The organism is Siphonobacter sp., assembly GCF_048595215.1.
Classification (GTDB): Bacteria; Bacteroidota; Bacteroidia; order Cytophagales; family Spirosomataceae; genus Siphonobacter.
The window spans coordinates 1-16,750 of record NZ_JBMDWJ010000364.1 but is presented as its reverse complement, the minus strand read 5'-3'; the positions used below and the strand labels follow the sequence as shown (position 1 = coordinate 16,750).

Sequence of the window (16,750 nt, the reverse complement as noted above, 5' to 3'; positions counted from 1 at the left end):
GTAAGACATACCCCGTTTCGATGGCCGCCCGCCCGCCCGAATACTGCTGTGCGGTGGCTTCGGCCAGTGCCTCGGCTCCTTTCTTTCCTTTTTTACCCCCACTGGTTGCCTTACGGGCCAGATCGTTGTTAACGGCTCCCGTACGCCAAGCCGAATAGTCCTGAGCCTGCACCCACGATACGCCTACGACGGGATACATCCGGAAACCGGGGTACCGCAGGTATTGCTCTACATACGTATCATTAAAGGCCATTTCGCTGGCCCAAACCGTGGTATCGGGCAGAGCGGCTTCGTAAAACTCCTGCGAAGAATCGCGTTGAATTGCGTAAAGGTATTCCAGGTAGTGCACGTTGGCAATTTCCGTTTCGTCCATAAAAAAGGACTGCACCGTTACGGTCCGATCCACATTGTTGTGAACCCCCGCGACATCTTCTTCCAGCGAACCCATCACAAAGCGACCGCCTTCGATGTACACCAGGTTCGGTCCGGTCGGCTGACCTTTGAAGCTTTTGGGCGTCGAGAAACCTTCTTTTGCGTTGTAGGCGATGCCCGTGGCGGTACTGTTCTTGCCAATATGCACACTATCCGGTCGCTTGTTTTTCTTACAGGACGTGGTAAGTAGCATCAATGCTCCGAGCCAATAAAAAAGCGTTTTCGTTTTCATCATAGCTTATGTATTAGGGTGTATAGGGATCTGGATCTGCGGGTGGTACTGGCGTCATCCCGCGGTAATTAGTTACAGGCAAAGCGTTCGGGAAGTTTGCAAAAAAATAATGCGACGAAGCGTACCTTCAGACTTCACTATTTGTATAAAATGCGGTAGTATATCGTAAGATGTCGTTCGTACGCATTCGTAAAAATCAGTCAGGCATACGGCTACCCTTTTCTTTCGTAGCAATTCTTTTATATGTACAAATAACCTCTCCAGACGAGGAGGGTTTAAAAAATTTTAATCATCCTTGTAGTGAATTACGCTTTCTTTTCTCGCTACGTATGAAAACTTACCTTAATACGCTTTTCTTCTTTTACCTGGTGTTTTCGCTGTTGGCTACGGGTAGTATACAGGCTCAATCTTTTGCGAAAGGGGCTGACGTAGGCTGGCTTCACCAGATGGAAGCCACGGGTTATGTTTTTTACAATGAGCAGGGAAAGCCTCAGGATTGTCTTGCGATTCTCCACGATCACGGCATCAACTCCATTCGTTTACGCGTGTTTGTGAATCCCAATGACGATAAGATCAACGGCCATTGCCGGAAGGAAGAAGTGGTAGCGATGTCGAAACGAGCCCAAGGCATGGGCTTTCGGATTATGATTGATTTTCACTACAGCGATTCATGGGCGGATCCGGGCAAACAGGTGAAACCCGCCGCCTGGGCTCATCATTCCGTCGAGCAGCTAAACCAGGATGTCTACGACCATACCCTGGAGGTGATGGAGGCCTTGCAACAAGCGGGGGTGCGTCCGGAATGGGTACAGATCGGTAACGAAATTCGCGGGGGCATGCTGCGGCCCGAAGGCAGTACGGATCATTATCCGCAATTGGCCCGTTTCATTACTAGTGGCTATCAGGCGGTGAAAAAGGTGAGTCCTTCTTCTAAAGTCATCGTTCACCTGGATCGGGGGAATGATAAGGCCTACTTTAAGCAATTTTTTGATGGCATCAACGCCCACGGAGCCCAATACGATGTCATTGGTCTCTCCTACTACCCCTACTGGCTAAAACAGGATTATACCGAATCGATTCAGGATCTACAGGAAAACCTAACGAATCTGGTAATCCAGTACGGTAAGGAGGTGATCATTACCGAAGTGGGCGGTGAAGATACGGCCGTTGACAACACCTACACTATGCTGCTTGCCGTACTGGATACGGTTCGAGCCGTACCGAATGGGAAAGGATTAGGCGTTTTTTACTGGGAACCGCAGGGAGCAAAAAGCTGGAGTCACTACGCGTTGAGTGCCTGGGGAGCTGATGGCAAACCTACAAAAGCCTTGAAAGCTTTCCTGAACTAAGAAAGGGTAGAAAAGAACGGTACCCATCGCATGGCATTTCTTGCGTTTTATGGCAAAAAGCCTGAGGCGATAGGAACATCTTCCTTATGAGCTGTTGCCCTTAGATGTTTTTCTTTAAAGCAATCCAAACTTAAGACCAATGTTAACAGTCCAGAATGCGTTTGGGTTTACCCAGACGACCCTGGAACCAGGGCTAATTACCTCCTGCTCGCTGCCCATAATGCGGTGATAGCTGCCTTCGGCAAACACCCCAATTCCGATCAGCGATACGACGATTCCCAGTTTCGGGGCCACGCCAAACCGATCACTAGCATACGTGAGCGTCTGCTCGTTCTGGGCCGTAATCCGGCTTTTGATTTGGTACTTACCCGCCTCCACACCCAGGTACGGGCGAATGACTCCCCGGGTAAACGAGTACTCGATTAAACCCGTTAACGGAACCACTGTATTTCTTTGCTGGAATGATGACTGGGTAGAGCTAATGCTGGGCATCGTCAGGTATTTGGCCGCAGCACCAATGGCTACTTTACCTAATTGTACTTTCGCGGCAGCTCCGACGCCGTAGCTGAACTTTTCATCCTGCCATGAGGACTTCGTACCCACTCCGTGCACATACAGCCCGAACTGACTGTAGGCGGACGTGGATAACAGGCAGAAAAGGGCGAATAATCCGTATGTATATCTTCTCATTTCAAACCACTCAGGCGTGTATCAAACCGTTTGTTGTGCTTCATAAGCGATCAAACCTGCTGGAAAACCGATGCATTCTGCAATACGTAAGATTGTGCTCATGATTCGTTCAAGCTGGTAAGGATCTGGCGTTTAACTTGTAATACGCTCCTTGTTCGTCTTCTACTGAACCAAAGTATCCATTTAACAACACAAGATACAACGCTTCAAACCGAATGGTTTTTCTGTGAAACAAAATAGCAAGCGTATACAAGTGAGAGGGAATCTTTAGCACTTTTTTATACGATAATCCTACTAATAACGCTACGCTAAAACGTAAACCCTTCGGCATACGAACCTAAAGTTTGTAATGATTTCGTATCATCCGTTCGTAGGTCGATTCGGGCAGGATTCGTTTCAGCAGGACCGAGAGTTTTTCAAGCGGTTTCCCAACCCGGTAGATTCGCTTTACGCTTGGACTTTCAATGATGGAACCTACCAAGGGTCCAAACACATCGGCACTGATGCCCTGATCAACACTTTCGTCAATCATCTGGTACGTACGATCAAAATCCTGTTTGTAAATATTGTCATCCGCCAGTTTTGCCTTGACCCGATTCTTGTTGATATCGGTCTTCACGCCGCCGGGTTGGATGGAACAAACCTGTATGCCATACGTAGTCAGCTCCAGCCGTAACGTTTCGGTCAGGCGATCCAGAGCCGATTTCGAGGCACTGTAGCCCCCTCGAAAAGGCAGTCCCGCTTCGGCGGCGATGGATGAGATGTTGATGATATACCCTTTTTGCTGCTTTCGCATGGTAGGCAGAACGGCCTGAATGGTACGTAAACTCCCCATCAGGTTTGTATCCATGACGCGTTGAAACTCATCAATGGGCAGGTACTCCAGGGGAGCGGCAATGCCCAGTCCGGCATTATTGATGAGCACATCCAGACGACCCGATTCCTTCAAAATCCGCTCCAGGGCGTTTTGAATACTGGTCGAATCGCAAACGTCCATATTCAGTGTTTTGAAGGGCTTGGTCTGACTTTCAATGGATCGGGACGTGCCATAAACCTGATACCCTTTACCAGCCAAATACGTTGCGATTTGCTCCCCTAAGCCCGAAGAAGCCCCTGTAATTAATATAACCTTAGACATTTGTAACGGAGGAAAATTCGTAAACGGACGATTCAGAAGGTATGAATCATGGATTAAAGGTAGGACAGTCCTTGCCGGTTTGTATCCAAAGACGGGTTATTTTCCTTAACCGACCGTTTTGAAGACGAGAATAAAGGCCGTGCGTAAGCGGCAGCTTCAGGCTGGATTACGGATTTTCAAAGTCTCATTCTCTAAGTACCTCTTACACGTTTAGGCTAAACCGTGAGGTGGGTTTCAGTGAAAATTTTCAAAAGTCAGAGCCTTTTTTTTGGAAATAACCCGAACGCGGGCCTTACCTTTGCCGCCATGCCTCCTTTCATCAAATCCATTAGCGTTGTCTTTCTGACCGGCCTTTTGCTGGTGAGGACGTTGGTGGTGCCGATGGTTTTTCTGGATTTCAGTCTGCGTCAGGAGTACATCAAAACGTACCTGTGCGAGAATCGATCTCGTCCGGAATTGCACTGCGATGGTACCTGTTATCTGGCTAAAAAATTAAAGGCTACGCAGGAATCCGAGGAAAAACAGGCCAGCCAACGCTTTTTATCCCAACTGCTTGAAATGCCCGCGAAACTTTCCGAGCTCGCCATTTCATTCAAACCCTCCGCTTACGTTTTCTGGCAGGCCGTACCCGCTCCGGCGTACACGTGTTTTTTCCCTGCCAGTCTACCCAAAGGCATCTTTCGTCCGCCCAAGCTTCTTTCTTTCTTTGCGTAAGGGCATTTTTTTAGTTTGCTGTTGTCGGTTTTCAGTCCAACGCTTTTGAATTGGATTGTAACCTACTGATGGTTAATTCATTAACCGTCTTTTGCAAATACTGATCTGCAGTACAGCTTGGAATGGCTGTAGAGGATTCACGGTTTTCTCAAAACCGACGATTCTACGTTGATCGCTGGTCGATGCCCTTGTCGAAGAAGCTTCGGAGCTTCCTGCCTCTGTTTATGGCAAGTTCCTTCTCTTACTCTCCCTTTGAATTCTAATGGAGGATTTCATTCGTACACCCTGCGAATGAATCGATCCCTTTCTCATCTATTCATGAAAACATATATTCTTCTTTTTGTGTGCCTGTTTCTAAGCGTTACAACTTATGGTCAGTCGGACCTGGGAAATCTCAAAGGTCGTATCGTCACTTTCCAGCATGAAGCCGTCGCCGGGGCTTCGGTTACCTTGCAAAACACGGGGTTCGGTACCACCACCGATGCGGAAGGGCTATTCAACCTTTCCTCCATTCCGGCGGGAACGTATGTACTCGTCGTATCCAACGTTGGCTACACGGCTTATACCCAGCACATTCGGATCGTCGCCGGAAAAAATCCCTTTCTGAACCTTCAGCTCTCCGAAAGCCGACAAGAATTGAAGGAAGTCGTGGTCAGCACCTCCCGAAACGCGTATCAGGTACTCAAATCAACTACGGCGACTCGAATGGATGTGCCCCTGCTGGAAACGCCGCAGTCCGTACAGGTGGTTTCTTCGGCGGTCCTGCGGGATAGACAGGCGTTCACCCTCAATGAAATTGCCAGTGCCTTTACGGGGATGAAAACCAATAATGGTAACGGATCTTTTCAAATCCGGGGCTTTACGGCCTATTCACCCAATGATGCCAGTTTTCTGCTCTATAATGGCGTTCGTGGCAACCTGTTTCTCTGGAGTCAGCAACCACTTTTGTACAATATTGAATCGGTCGAGCTGCTTCGCGGTCCTTCGGGAGCCTTGTTTAGCGAAGGCTCGCCGGGTGGCGTCATCAACTTTATCACGAAGCAACCCCTGGCCGAGAAACGGGCTAGTGTGGATGTATCCCTGGGCAGCTGGGCGTTTCGGCGAGCCTCGGTTGACTTCACGGGTCCGCTCTCCCGGAACCAAAAGCTTTTATACCGGGCCATTGTCGGCTACGATCGATCGAAGAGTTTTCGGGATTACCAGGACAAGGAGAATCTTTTCATTGCTCCTTCCCTGACCTACCTTTTCAGCGATCAGACTTCGTTAGCGTTAGAGCTGAATTACGCTCACCAGAAGGCCGTTCAGCAATACGACAACGGCAGTTACATCTATACGCGACCGGACGGCACCTTTGATTTCAACTACTACCCAAATCATCTGACCATTCAAAGCCCGACGGATTACGGTCGCACCGATAACGCCTCCGCGACCTTAACCTTCAACCACCAATTCAGCAACAAACTTAAACTGACCGTAGTGGAACGGGCCGTTCGGAATGTACTTGACTTTACCGACCATATCCCGCTGGGAAGAATCAAAAATGATTCGATCAGCCGGGCGTATCAGGATTGGGAAACGGATCGGTTCAGTCTGCAAACCACAGCTTTTGTTAGCTATACGGCAAAAACGGGGGCTATCGGTCATCAACTGATGGGCGGTGCGGATTATAACCGCTACGGCTGGACGCAGAATGACTATCAATACAAACTTTCCACCCGCATTTCTATTTTCCACCCGGATTATTCGAATAGCGTACCAGCCGCTTCGACACCCGCCGAAGAGTCCGACGATAACCGACGCGTGACTAACCTAGTAGGTGCCTATTTACAGGATCAGGTTAGTTTGGGGGAAAGACTCAAAGTGCTACTCTCTTTACGGTACGATCGCTACAATGGGAAAGAAACCCCACTTTCGGATCGCGACAACAAGCAGGGCGATGCCCTACAGGCTTCGGGCTGGATTCCTCGAGTAGGCCTGGTGTACCTACCGCTGCCCCAGGTATCCGTCTACGGGACTTACGTCAAGTCGTTCAATCCCCAGACGTCGAACAACGTGCGGGCTGGCGGTCCCTTTCCCACCCGAAAAGCGACGCAGTACGAACTCGGGTCAAAAGCGGATCTATTTAATGAACGGGTTTCGGCCACCCTTTCCCTGTATCAGATCAATTATGCCAATATTCTGACGGCGGCTCCGACGGAAGAAAACTCCCACCGGCAGGCCGCCGTTGACGGTACCCGGAGTCGAGGGGCAGAAGTTTCCCTAGCTGGTAACTTAAAAAACCTGAGTCTGATTGCCGGATACGCTTTCAATGACCACGTGTTAATCAGTACGAGTAGCTACGGAAAAAAGGGGGACCGTTTTGCCAACGCTCCCCGACACCTTGCTAATGTCTGGGCGAAGTACACGCCATCGATTCCCGTACTGAAAGGATGGGGAATTGCGGCGGGAGTTCGCTACGTGAGCGATCAGGTGGGCCTGTTGAGCAACCAGAACTTCATTTTCCCAGCCTATACCGTTTTCGACGCCGCCCTTTCGTACCAAAAAAGTCGGTATTCGCTTCAAATCAATGCCTATAATCTAACCAATAAACACTACTTCACCGGAAGCCGGTCAAGTACCACCACGGGTGGATTGGGTGATCCATTCAACGTACGGATCGGACTTGGTTATCAGTTGTGGTAAACGTGTCCATCCGGGCTTCTGGCTGGAAGCCCGGATGGATGCATACCCGTTGGCTAAAAAAATGAGCAACCCTATTTTTTGAATTTTACCAGTTATGGGAAAAGTAAAATTGACACGAAAGCTCTTTAAAGTTCACAGCTGGCTGGGACTGATCAGTGGTCTTTTTCTACTTGCATTGGGACTAAGCGGTTCGATTCTGGTATTCCGACACGAACTGGACGCCTGGGCTAACCGTGAACTGTTGCAGGTGACGCCTCAGGGTACTCGCTCCTCGCCTTTGCAGCAGTGTTACGACACCATCACCCGTCGGTATCCGAATCTGGACGGGATCGCCTGGCTCAACCCCGATGCGGCACCAACCGAGGCGTATAACTTCAGGCTCTACTTCAATGATACGCGACTTTTTACCTACGATCTGGCCCTGATCTCTTTCGATCCCTACACCGGAACCATTCTGCGGGAAGGGCCATCGACTGATTTTACGCCCAGTTTCATTGAATGGTTACTACAATTCCACTTCAGCTTTCAGTTAGGGATACCGGGAGCGGCCCTAACGGCAGTGTTTGGTCTCACCATGCTGGTATCGCTGCTGACGGGTCTGGTGGTATACCGGAAAATGATCTGGAAAGTCCTGACTTTTCGCGTAAAGATCAACCGAAAAAACTGGCGTACGATCAGCTCAGACCTGCATCGCGTGGTTGGGGTCTGGTCCTTACTGCTCAACGCGGTTATTTTCTTTACGGGCTTCTGGATGAATTTGTTTGCGTTTCAGGCTAAAAGCTGGCGGTCAGAAATGATTCCCACGAAACCCAATACGCTTCTCTCCGTACCCCCCGATCGGATGTTACAACAGGCCCTACTGGTTTTCCCCGGCTTGGAACCTACCTACGTTTATTTGCCAACCCAACCCACCCGAACATTTGAAGTTCGGGGCTACACGCAGGGGCAGTGGAAAGGCTGGGGCAGTGGAAATTCCGTAAAAATAAATCAGCAAACGGGCGAAACAATCTCGATACATCGCTTGTCAGAAAAACCGCTGGGAGAGCGGATAGAGGCTACTTTTTTTCCTTTGCACGTGGGCAATTACGGCGGCTGGCCCGTGAAAATCCTATACGTGATGATTGGCTTAACGCCGGCTTTATTATCCATAACGGGCTTTTTACTCGGGTGGCGAAGAATCCGAAAGCCCACCAAGCATCCACCTACCTTTCAAGCTCGGTCGATCCGTTAAATGGTCAGAAGTTACTGGCCATGGAAAGCCAGGTTTAGTAAATTTTACGTTTGGCAGTCTGTTCAAAAGACGAAAGGAGTGTGCTAGCTGTCACACTCCTTTTGCATTAGGGGACTTCTTTGTACTAAACAGGAATAAATCATCCTTCTATAAACCCCATTACATCCGATACGTACGAACGTACTGACTCGGCGGCATACCGACGATTTGTTTAAACTGCCGATTGAAATTCGACATGTTGGTATACCCGCAGGACTCGGCAATCTGACTCATGGGTTCGTTGGACTCCCGTAGTAATCGGCAGGCGTTCTCAATTCGGATTTCATTGAGCAAATGAGAGAACGTTTTTCGCGTATGCTGGCGGAAAAAGCGGCAAAATGCCCCTGGGGTAAGGTTGGCGACATTCGCCACGTCTTCCAGGGCAATAGGCGAGGCGTAGTTTTGTAACAGAAAGGAAAACACCCGCTCCAGTCGAAAATGATCGTTCGGACGACTGGGACGTCCGTAAGAGGTTCGTGACAAAATCTCCCGTCCTTCGTCGTTGACCAGTTTATCAAGAATCTTCAGTAAGAACAAAAACTGATGGAAGGGCCGCTGCTGGGGTAAATTCCGAAATTCTTCCAGCAGAGCATTGTCTTCCTGACAGCGAAGTCGCACTCCGTACTTGGCCTCGTGGAGAAGTTGTTGCAGATGCATGACTTCCGGAAATTGCATCCAGTGCTGCTCGATCGCATCGGTCAGAAAAAAGAGATTAGTAGAAGTAACCCGATCCTGTTCCTGGCCGCCAGGAGGAATGCTTCGAAGTACGTGGGGTAGGTTACTGCCCAGCAAGAGTACATCATAGGGCTGAAAATGATCAATCCGATCCCCTACGATCAGCGTCCCCTCGCCCCGCTCAATTAAGGTCAATTGTACTTCGGGATGAAAATGCAACTGAGCATAGAAGGCAGATCCGTCGTCTACCTGAATGCGGAAGGACCGCTGATCCACACTGGGTACCCGAAACAGTAGTGGTTTCATAACTATCAAAACGATATAATGTGAAGGAATAGAGCACGTGTATTTTTACAGGTAATGGCTTAGGTAGTATACTAGAGGTAGCTGGGCTATAGAAATTTCTCCTGCTTCTCCATGCTGCTTGATACGTTACTGCTCAACGTCTTCATCCGTTAAAATAAAGAGGAAAACTTGCCCTTGCATACGCCTCAGAAACCCCTAGCAAACGAACCTCTCGAAGACTTTTAAAATCGCAGAACTTTAACGTATATTAATAATCGTCATTCAAGCAGATAAACTCCATCTGCTTGAAACGTATCCGTTTTATTGAAGCTTCTTTTTTTGTCAATTTCTGAACAAAGCCTATTGGTAAAATTCGTGGAAAGACGAAAAGCATTTATCTCAAAGATTCACTAATAGTAATACAATTCTAACCTATACGAAGCGACAGAAAATAGCTATATCATTTGGAACATATTCTTTTGTACAGAATAGTGTATGGCTAAATGCACGAAAATGATCTTTTTAATTTGAAAGAAACGGGTGATTTTACTGAAGAATTAAAAAAGTAAACCGGAAGAGCCTACCCAATTTTGCATAATCCCTACGCAAATTGATACAAAAATGGCCGCCTAGCGGAAGAAGTGAAAATTGTATCAAAAGCTACAAAAACGCTACGCATCAAACGGTAATCGGTCTTCTATATTTGACTTAAGCTTCGTTACAGAGCCGCACGATTTATCCATTATAAACACCAAACCATTCATTTTACTCTACCTATGAACACTTTTTCAACAACGAGTCAGTAGGCTGCTATATCCCATCACACATTTTCAGAAATGTACGTCAGCCTGTTCCGCCTTTGGTCGCTAGAGCGGAACAGTACCTAACCGAACAGTCGTACATTCTTCCCTTTAGAATTTCAGTTTAAATGTCCGCTTTTTGAACAGGCGGCAAGAAATACATCATTGGTTTTCTAAAACGCATTCGCCGATAGTTATCGGACGGGACAGGAAACGAATGACTGATTCATTGGCTCATTCGGGTTCAGGAATGAGCGTATCCACCTATTGCCCATTCAAACCGTGCGAGTTTCAACACGATCGCATGCACATCTCAATTAATTTCTAATGAATGAAAAATCTACTGTTTGTTACACTCCTTTTGTTGAGTGCCCGATTTGGTTCCGCTCAGACTGCTGAGATAAGGGGACACGTGGTTTCAGACACGAAAACGCCCGTCATCGGAGCTACCATACGGGTTAAGGGAACTACCCGAGGCTCCATATCCGATGCCAACGGTGATTTTACGCTACGGGCCAACGACCGCGATACCCTACAGGTCAGTGCGATTGGCTACCAGCCAGCCGAAATAGCGGTGGTATTGGGAATTCGGAATATCATTACTCTGATCGACAAGCAACAGGACCTCAATGAAGTCGTCGTCGTTGGGTTTGGTGAGCAGAAAAAACTGGCTCTTACGGGGGCGATCTCCTCGGTAGGAACGAAAGAACTAACGCAAAGTCCGGTTGCCAACCTCAGTAACGCCCTGGCGGGACGATTGCCCGGTCTGACCACCCTGCAAACCAGTGGTGAACCCGGTTACGATGGCTCGCAGCTCTGGATTCGGGGGATGGCAACCTTTACCGGAAATCAAAGCCCGCTGATTCTGGTGGATGGGGTTGAACGGTCGTTTGGTAGTATTGATGCCAACGAGGTCGCCACGGTATCGATTCTGAAAGATGCGGCTTCTACGGCCGTATACGGGGTAAGGGGAGCCAACGGGGTGGTGCTAGTAACCACCCGCCGGGGTACGGAAGGCCGCTCCAGCATCACGGCTACGGTACAGCAGGGGGTACAGATGCCTACTCGGTTACCGAAATATCTGGATTCCTACGATGCCCTGACCTTGTACCGGACGGCTCTGAATAACGATGGCAAAAATTCAGCGATGTATACGGACGAGTACCTCAACAAATTCAGAGATCGCAGCAAGCCTTCCTACGAATATTTGTATCCGAATGTGAACTGGCTCGATGAAATGCTGCGGCCTTCCGCTACGATGATGCAGGCCAACATCAACGTTTCGGGCGGTACCAGCTCCGTACGGCACTTTGTTTCCTTGTCCTACCTGCGTCAGAATGGACTTTACAATTTCGCCGACCAGATCAAGGATTACGACATTCAGGCTCGTTCGAATCGCTACAACTTCCGTTCGAACATTGACCTGGACATCAACAAATACCTGATGATGGAGCTGAACCTGGGTAGTATCATTCGGGATAACAACTTCCCACCAATTGGTGCCGGAGAAATTTTTGGTTCCCTACAGGCGATGCAACCCTGGTTGTATCCCATGACCAACCCGGACGGCAGTATTTCCGCATTGGATTCGAAAGCCATCAATCCCTACGGCCGGATGACGCAGGGCGGGTACCAACGGAATTTCGAGAATACCTTACAGGCTACCAGCGGTTTTACGCTACAACTCCCCTTTGTTACGCAGGGACTGAGTGTACGCGGTCGGCTTTCGTTCGATTCCTACGGCTACCGGAATGTGCGTCGGATTAAAAACCTCTGGACGTACCAGTATTCGCTGGCCGATGAAAACGAAACGGATCTGTCCAAAGGAACGTATCGCCGGATCTGGGAAGGTACCAATACCCTTAGCTACGAAGTATCCGCCAACAGTAACCGCCGTACCTGGCTGGAGCTGTACGCCAATTACAGCCGGATTTTCGCTCAAAAACACGCCGTAACCGGTATGCTTTTGTACAATCAGCAAAGCTACTTTGATCAAGTGGCTACTAACGATGCCATTGGAGGCTTACCATTTAAATACAACGGCTTTGTGGGTAGAGGAACCTATGCGTACAACGATACGTACTTTGCCGAAGTCAACTTTGGCTACAACGGGTCGGAAAACTTCCCGGCGGGTCGGCGGTACGATTTGTTCCCTTCCATGTCCGCCGCCTGGATTATGTCCAATGAGGCTTTCATGAAAGAATTGTCCTTCGTCAGTCTGTTCAAATGGCGGGGTTCGGTAGGTACCGTAGGAAACGATAAAATTGGTCAGCGACGCTTCCTCTATCAAAGTACCTGGACCCTGGCTGCCGATGGCTATCAGTTCGGCAGAGATTACAATGGCGTAAAATATGGTGGTGCGGCAGAAGATATGCTGGGAGCCACGAATGTAACCTGGGAGAAGGCCCTCAAATACAACCTCGGTATGGATTTGGGCTTTTTCAATGATGCGTTGACCTTCACGGGCGACGCCTTCTACGAGCGTCGAAATAACATTCTGGCTCAGCCGGGTACGGTGCCAGCTACGCTGGGAATTACCAGCTTGCCCTACTTAAACCTGGGTGAAGTACAAAACAAAGGTTTCGAACTCGAAGCTCAGCTGCGGAAACGTTTCCGGAATATCAATTACTTCATCAAGGGTAATGTATCGTACGCCCAGAATAAAATCCTGCAAATGGATGAACCGAGTTACCAGGATCGTCCCTACATCAAACGCACCGGACGCAGCATCAACGAACAGTATTCGATGATTGCGGTAGGATTGTTTCAGAGTCAGGAAGACATCGACGCCAGCCCCGACCAATCGCAGTACGGACGTATCATTCCGGGCGATATCAAATTCAAGGATATGAACGGGGACAACGTCATCAACGAACTGGATCGGGCCTATAACGGTAAGCTCACAGTGCCTACGACGATGGCCGGATTTGCTTTTGGAGTTAATACCGGGAACCTGGACGTGAGTGTGTTGTTCCAGGGTGGATTCGGTGGTAACGTCTGGTTGACGGGAGATGCCATATGGCCTTTCGACGGAGATGTAGGGGTGATGGCGGACGTAAAAGATAACTACTGGACGCCCGAAAATGCCAATGCCAAATACCCCCGCTTGTCCTCTTCCAAAAACGTTAACAACAATCAGATTTCTACCTACTGGATGACTTCCCGGAATTACGTTCGTCTGAAAAACGTAGAAATCGGTTACTCGCTGCCGAAGACGCTCCTTAGCAAAATTGGCGTTAAAACGGCTCGCTTGTTCGTGAATGGTATTAACCTGATCACCTGGGATAAGTTGAAAATTTTCGATCCGGAAATTCCGAACGATTCGCGGAATTATCCCCAGCAAAAGGTCTTTAACGGTGGTTTAACAATTGGTTTATAAGTCTTTAGCACGGAACAAATGAAAAAGAAATATATTAAAATCCTTTTCCTGGCTGCCGCGACTCAGTTCGTTTCCTGTAAGAAGTATCTCGACGTAGTACCTTCAGAACTAGTAACGGAAGACAAAGTCTGGGCAAACATCAACAGTGCCAACAACGTACTGGCTCACCTGTACAGTAAGTTACCCACGGGGTTTGGCAACAATGGCGAGTTCATTAGTGATGAAGCCTGTGCGACGGACGAAGCCATTTTTCACTGGTACGCGGGCTCCGGACCTGAGCAGTATAACCTGGGTGCCTGGAATGCGGGAAATAATCCCTACGGTAACTGGGAAGCTCGCTACCAGGACATCCGCAAGGCGAATATCTTCCTGGAAAAAATTGAATCCGTACCCATTCCGGCTGAACAAAGTTCGAAATACTCGGTCCTGATTCCGCAGTACGTGGCGGAAGCCCGGTTCCTGCGGGCGATGTTTTATTTTGAGCTTTTCAAACGCTACGGAGCCGTACCGCTAATTACCCGTTCGCTGGATTACACTGATCAGAGCCAGTACTCGGTGTCCCGTAATTCAACGGATGAAATCGTAAGTTTTATCGTCAGCGAATGCAATGAGGTAGCGGGCAAATTACCCGAGCATCACCCGGACGGCGAACTTGGACGGGCCAATAAAGGAGCGGCCTTGGCTCTGGCAGCCCGTACCTTACTCTACGCGGCAAGTCCCTTATTCAACGGAAATACCAAGTACGCGTCAATTGTCAATAAAGACGGCAAGGCTCTGTTTTCCCAAACCTATGACCGGGAAAAATGGCTGCGGGCAGCCGAAGCGGCCAAAAAGGTGCTGGATCTGGATTATAAGCTTTATACCTCTACGGATCCCATCAACAGCTACGAAAAGCTGTTTTACACCCGGGAATGGCAGGAAACCATTCTGCCTTATAATCACCCCAACACTAAAATGATGGAACAGTACCACCTGCCGTATGGAGGTGCGTTTCGGGGGTGGTCACATTATAGTCCACTGGAAGAGCTGATCAGCAGCTATGAAATGAAAAATGGGAAGCCTATTACCGATCCGACCTCGGGCTATACCGAAACGGGCACCTGGACGGGAGCGATGGTCGGAGCCGATGGTACAACGAATTCGGTGACACTGACCAATATTTCCAACCGCTACAAAGACCGCGATCCGCGATTTTACGCGACCATTTCCTATCAGAATAGTATGTGGGCGGCTGCCCGTACGCGAGTGCCCATTCGGCTGGCTTGGTGGGGCAATGGACAAGCCAACGGTTCTAACGGCTGGCCCATGCAGGGGGGCGGTACGACGTCTATTAGCGGCTATACGGTCCGTAAATGGCTCGATCCTGCCGTGGATATTGGAAACTGGAATACGTCACCCGAGGCTCGCCGTAATTACCCGATTTTCCGACTGGCCGAGTTTTACCTGGCCTACGCCGAAGCCCTGAATGAATACAATGGCAAACCGACGCCCGAAGCTTACCAGGCGATCAACACCGTTCGGGCTCGGGTCTCCATGCCAGCCCTGCCCATTCTGGCGGCGGATCAGACGCTGGAAGGTTTCCGTAAACGGGTCCAAAACGAAAATCGCGTAGAATTTGCGTTTGAAGCCCACCGTTTCTGGGATGTTCGCCGCTGGCTGATTGCAGAAACCGTAAACAATGGCCCCGTGCATGGACTCAATTCTCGGCCCATGGCGGAAGAACTACGGGCCACGGGACTGGACATTAATAGTCAGGAAGCGGGTCTGGCCGTATTCTATAAAGCTGTACCCCTGCAAACGCGGGTATTCCAGTACCGTCATTACCTAATGCCCATACCGATTTCGGAAATGGACGTCAACCGTGAACTGGTGCAGAACTACGGCTGGTAATTTTTAGTACTTTCTCTACGGGCGAGACTCGCTAGCGTTTGTAATCGGGACTAAACACGTTAGCGAGTCTCGCCTTTTTACTTACCGGGAAAAGTAGTGATTTATTCATCCTGGACAGGTTTCGGAAGAGGTTTTAAGAGTCCTGTTACTGTTCTTTCAAGATTCCTAAGAAAAACCAGCTAACGCAATGAGCTGTGTGATAGCCTGAATATTAGCTCCATGCTCAGTCTACTTCTCTGGGGTGGAATTCATTTTTTCTAGGGATTAGTAGCGAAGCTGAACTGGCTGAAATTCCCCAAGTACTATCCTTTGAGAATGCTTCCGTTCACGCTCCGCTCGTACTTGTAACCATTCCCACTTCACTCACGAATTACTCTTGACATCTATGAAAAAATCATTTCATTTCGCCCTGGCCTTGAGCGTAGTCGCTTTTTCCGCCTGTAACACCACTGATCACGAAGAATCGGGTCCGGTTGGTGATTTAGCTCCCGTGGAGACTCTTCCGGCCAACACCTCCTACCGTCCCGCATTTGAAGGACAAACCCGGGTAGCGGGCCTTCAAACTTCCGTCGGTTATGAAAGCCGAATCCTTACGCAGTCGCTTCGGTCCCCTTGGGGAATTACGCCCCTACCCGATGGCCGATTGCTCGTTACTGAAAAAGCCGGCTCCATGCGGATCGTTACTACGGCGGGTCAGGTGAGTCAACCCATTACGGGTATCCCTCAGGTAAACCCGGCAGGTCAGGGAGGCTTACTCAGCGTACGGGTTGATCCGGATTTCGCCAGTAATCGACTCGTGTACTGGGTATTTTCGGAGGCCGTTTCCGGTGGTAATGTAACCTCCGTCGCCAAAGGCGAATTATCCGCGGATGAAACCAGCATCGTCAACGCCCGAGTCATTTACCGGGCTACTCCGGCGTATAATGGGAACCTGCACTACGGTGGCCGGATTCTATTTGACCGGACGGGTCATCTGATCATCAGTACCGGTGAGCGGTCGGATCTGGCCACGCGTCCGCAGGCTCAGCAACTGAATTCCAGTTTGGGGAAACTCATCCGAATTACGAAAGAAGGTCAGGCCGCCACGGGCAATCCCCTGACGGGTCAATCGGGAGCACGTGCGGAACTGTATTCCTACGGCCACCGAAATCCGCAGGGACTGGCTCTGCATCCGGTATCAGGCGATCTCTGGGAAAGTGAACACGGGCCCCGGG

At 49.4% G+C, this 16,750-nt stretch carries 11 protein-coding genes; 7 read left to right on the top strand and 4 right to left on the bottom strand.

What is annotated here, in order from left to right; genetic code table 11:
* A partial coding sequence (locus ACOJTG_RS22500; RefSeq protein ID WP_420155862.1) for a formylglycine-generating enzyme family protein occupies window positions 1-667 on the bottom strand: 667 nt, incomplete at its 3' end.
* A 326-nt stretch (window positions 668-993) separates the two neighbouring features.
* Between ACOJTG_RS22500 and ACOJTG_RS22495 the strand changes: the two genes are divergently transcribed.
* A complete protein-coding gene (locus ACOJTG_RS22495) occupies window positions 994-2,013 on the top strand; it encodes a glycoside hydrolase family 53 protein (protein ID WP_420155861.1) in 1,020 nt (339 codons plus the stop codon).
* 114 nt (window positions 2,014-2,127) lie between these two features.
* Here the strand turns inward: ACOJTG_RS22495 and ACOJTG_RS22490 are convergent, their stop codons facing one another.
* A complete protein-coding gene (locus tag ACOJTG_RS22490; RefSeq protein WP_420155860.1) occupies window positions 2,128-2,703 on the bottom strand; it encodes a hypothetical protein in 576 nt (191 codons plus the stop codon).
* 337 nt (window positions 2,704-3,040) lie between these two features.
* Window positions 3,041-3,841: an SDR family oxidoreductase gene (locus ACOJTG_RS22485; protein ID WP_420155859.1), complete on the bottom strand. Its 801-nt coding sequence runs from the start codon at window positions 3,839-3,841 to the stop codon at window positions 3,041-3,043.
* A gap of 237 nt (window positions 3,842-4,078) precedes the next feature.
* Here ACOJTG_RS22485 and ACOJTG_RS22480 point away from each other — a divergent pair, with 237 nt between their 5' ends.
* From ACOJTG_RS22480 to ACOJTG_RS22470, 3 genes are all read left to right on the top strand, one after another.
* Window positions 4,079-4,555, top strand: a complete 477-nt coding sequence (locus ACOJTG_RS22480; protein WP_420155858.1) for a hypothetical protein — start codon at window positions 4,079-4,081, stop codon at window positions 4,553-4,555.
* 318 nt (window positions 4,556-4,873) lie between these two features.
* Window positions 4,874-7,237 (top strand): TonB-dependent siderophore receptor, encoded by a 2,364-nt coding sequence (locus tag ACOJTG_RS22475; RefSeq protein WP_420155857.1) that lies wholly within the window; start codon window positions 4,874-4,876, stop codon window positions 7,235-7,237.
* 94 nt (window positions 7,238-7,331) lie between these two features.
* Window positions 7,332-8,468 carry a PepSY-associated TM helix domain-containing protein gene (locus ACOJTG_RS22470; RefSeq protein WP_420155856.1) on the top strand — a complete coding sequence of 379 codons (1,137 nt, stop codon included), beginning with the start codon at window positions 7,332-7,334 and terminating at the stop codon, window positions 8,466-8,468.
* 159 nt (window positions 8,469-8,627) lie between these two features.
* Here ACOJTG_RS22470 and ACOJTG_RS22465 read toward each other — a convergent pair whose 3' ends face one another.
* On the bottom strand, window positions 8,628-9,488 hold the full coding sequence (locus tag ACOJTG_RS22465) for an AraC family transcriptional regulator (RefSeq protein ID WP_420155855.1): 861 nt from the start codon (window positions 9,486-9,488) through the stop codon (window positions 8,628-8,630).
* Window positions 9,489-10,598: 1,110 nt separating this feature from the next.
* On the opposite strand from ACOJTG_RS22465, the gene ACOJTG_RS22460 reads away from it, so the two are divergent.
* From ACOJTG_RS22460 to ACOJTG_RS22450, 3 genes are all read left to right on the top strand, one after another.
* Complete coding sequence (locus ACOJTG_RS22460) at window positions 10,599-13,646, top strand: SusC/RagA family TonB-linked outer membrane protein (protein WP_420155854.1); 3,048 nt, start codon at window positions 10,599-10,601, stop codon at window positions 13,644-13,646.
* A gap of 18 nt (window positions 13,647-13,664) precedes the next feature.
* Window positions 13,665-15,536 (top strand): RagB/SusD family nutrient uptake outer membrane protein, encoded by a 1,872-nt coding sequence (locus ACOJTG_RS22455; RefSeq protein WP_420155853.1) that lies wholly within the window; start codon window positions 13,665-13,667, stop codon window positions 15,534-15,536.
* A 385-nt stretch (window positions 15,537-15,921) separates the two neighbouring features.
* A partial coding sequence (locus tag ACOJTG_RS22450; protein ID WP_420155852.1) for a PQQ-dependent sugar dehydrogenase occupies window positions 15,922-16,750 on the top strand: 829 nt, incomplete at its 3' end.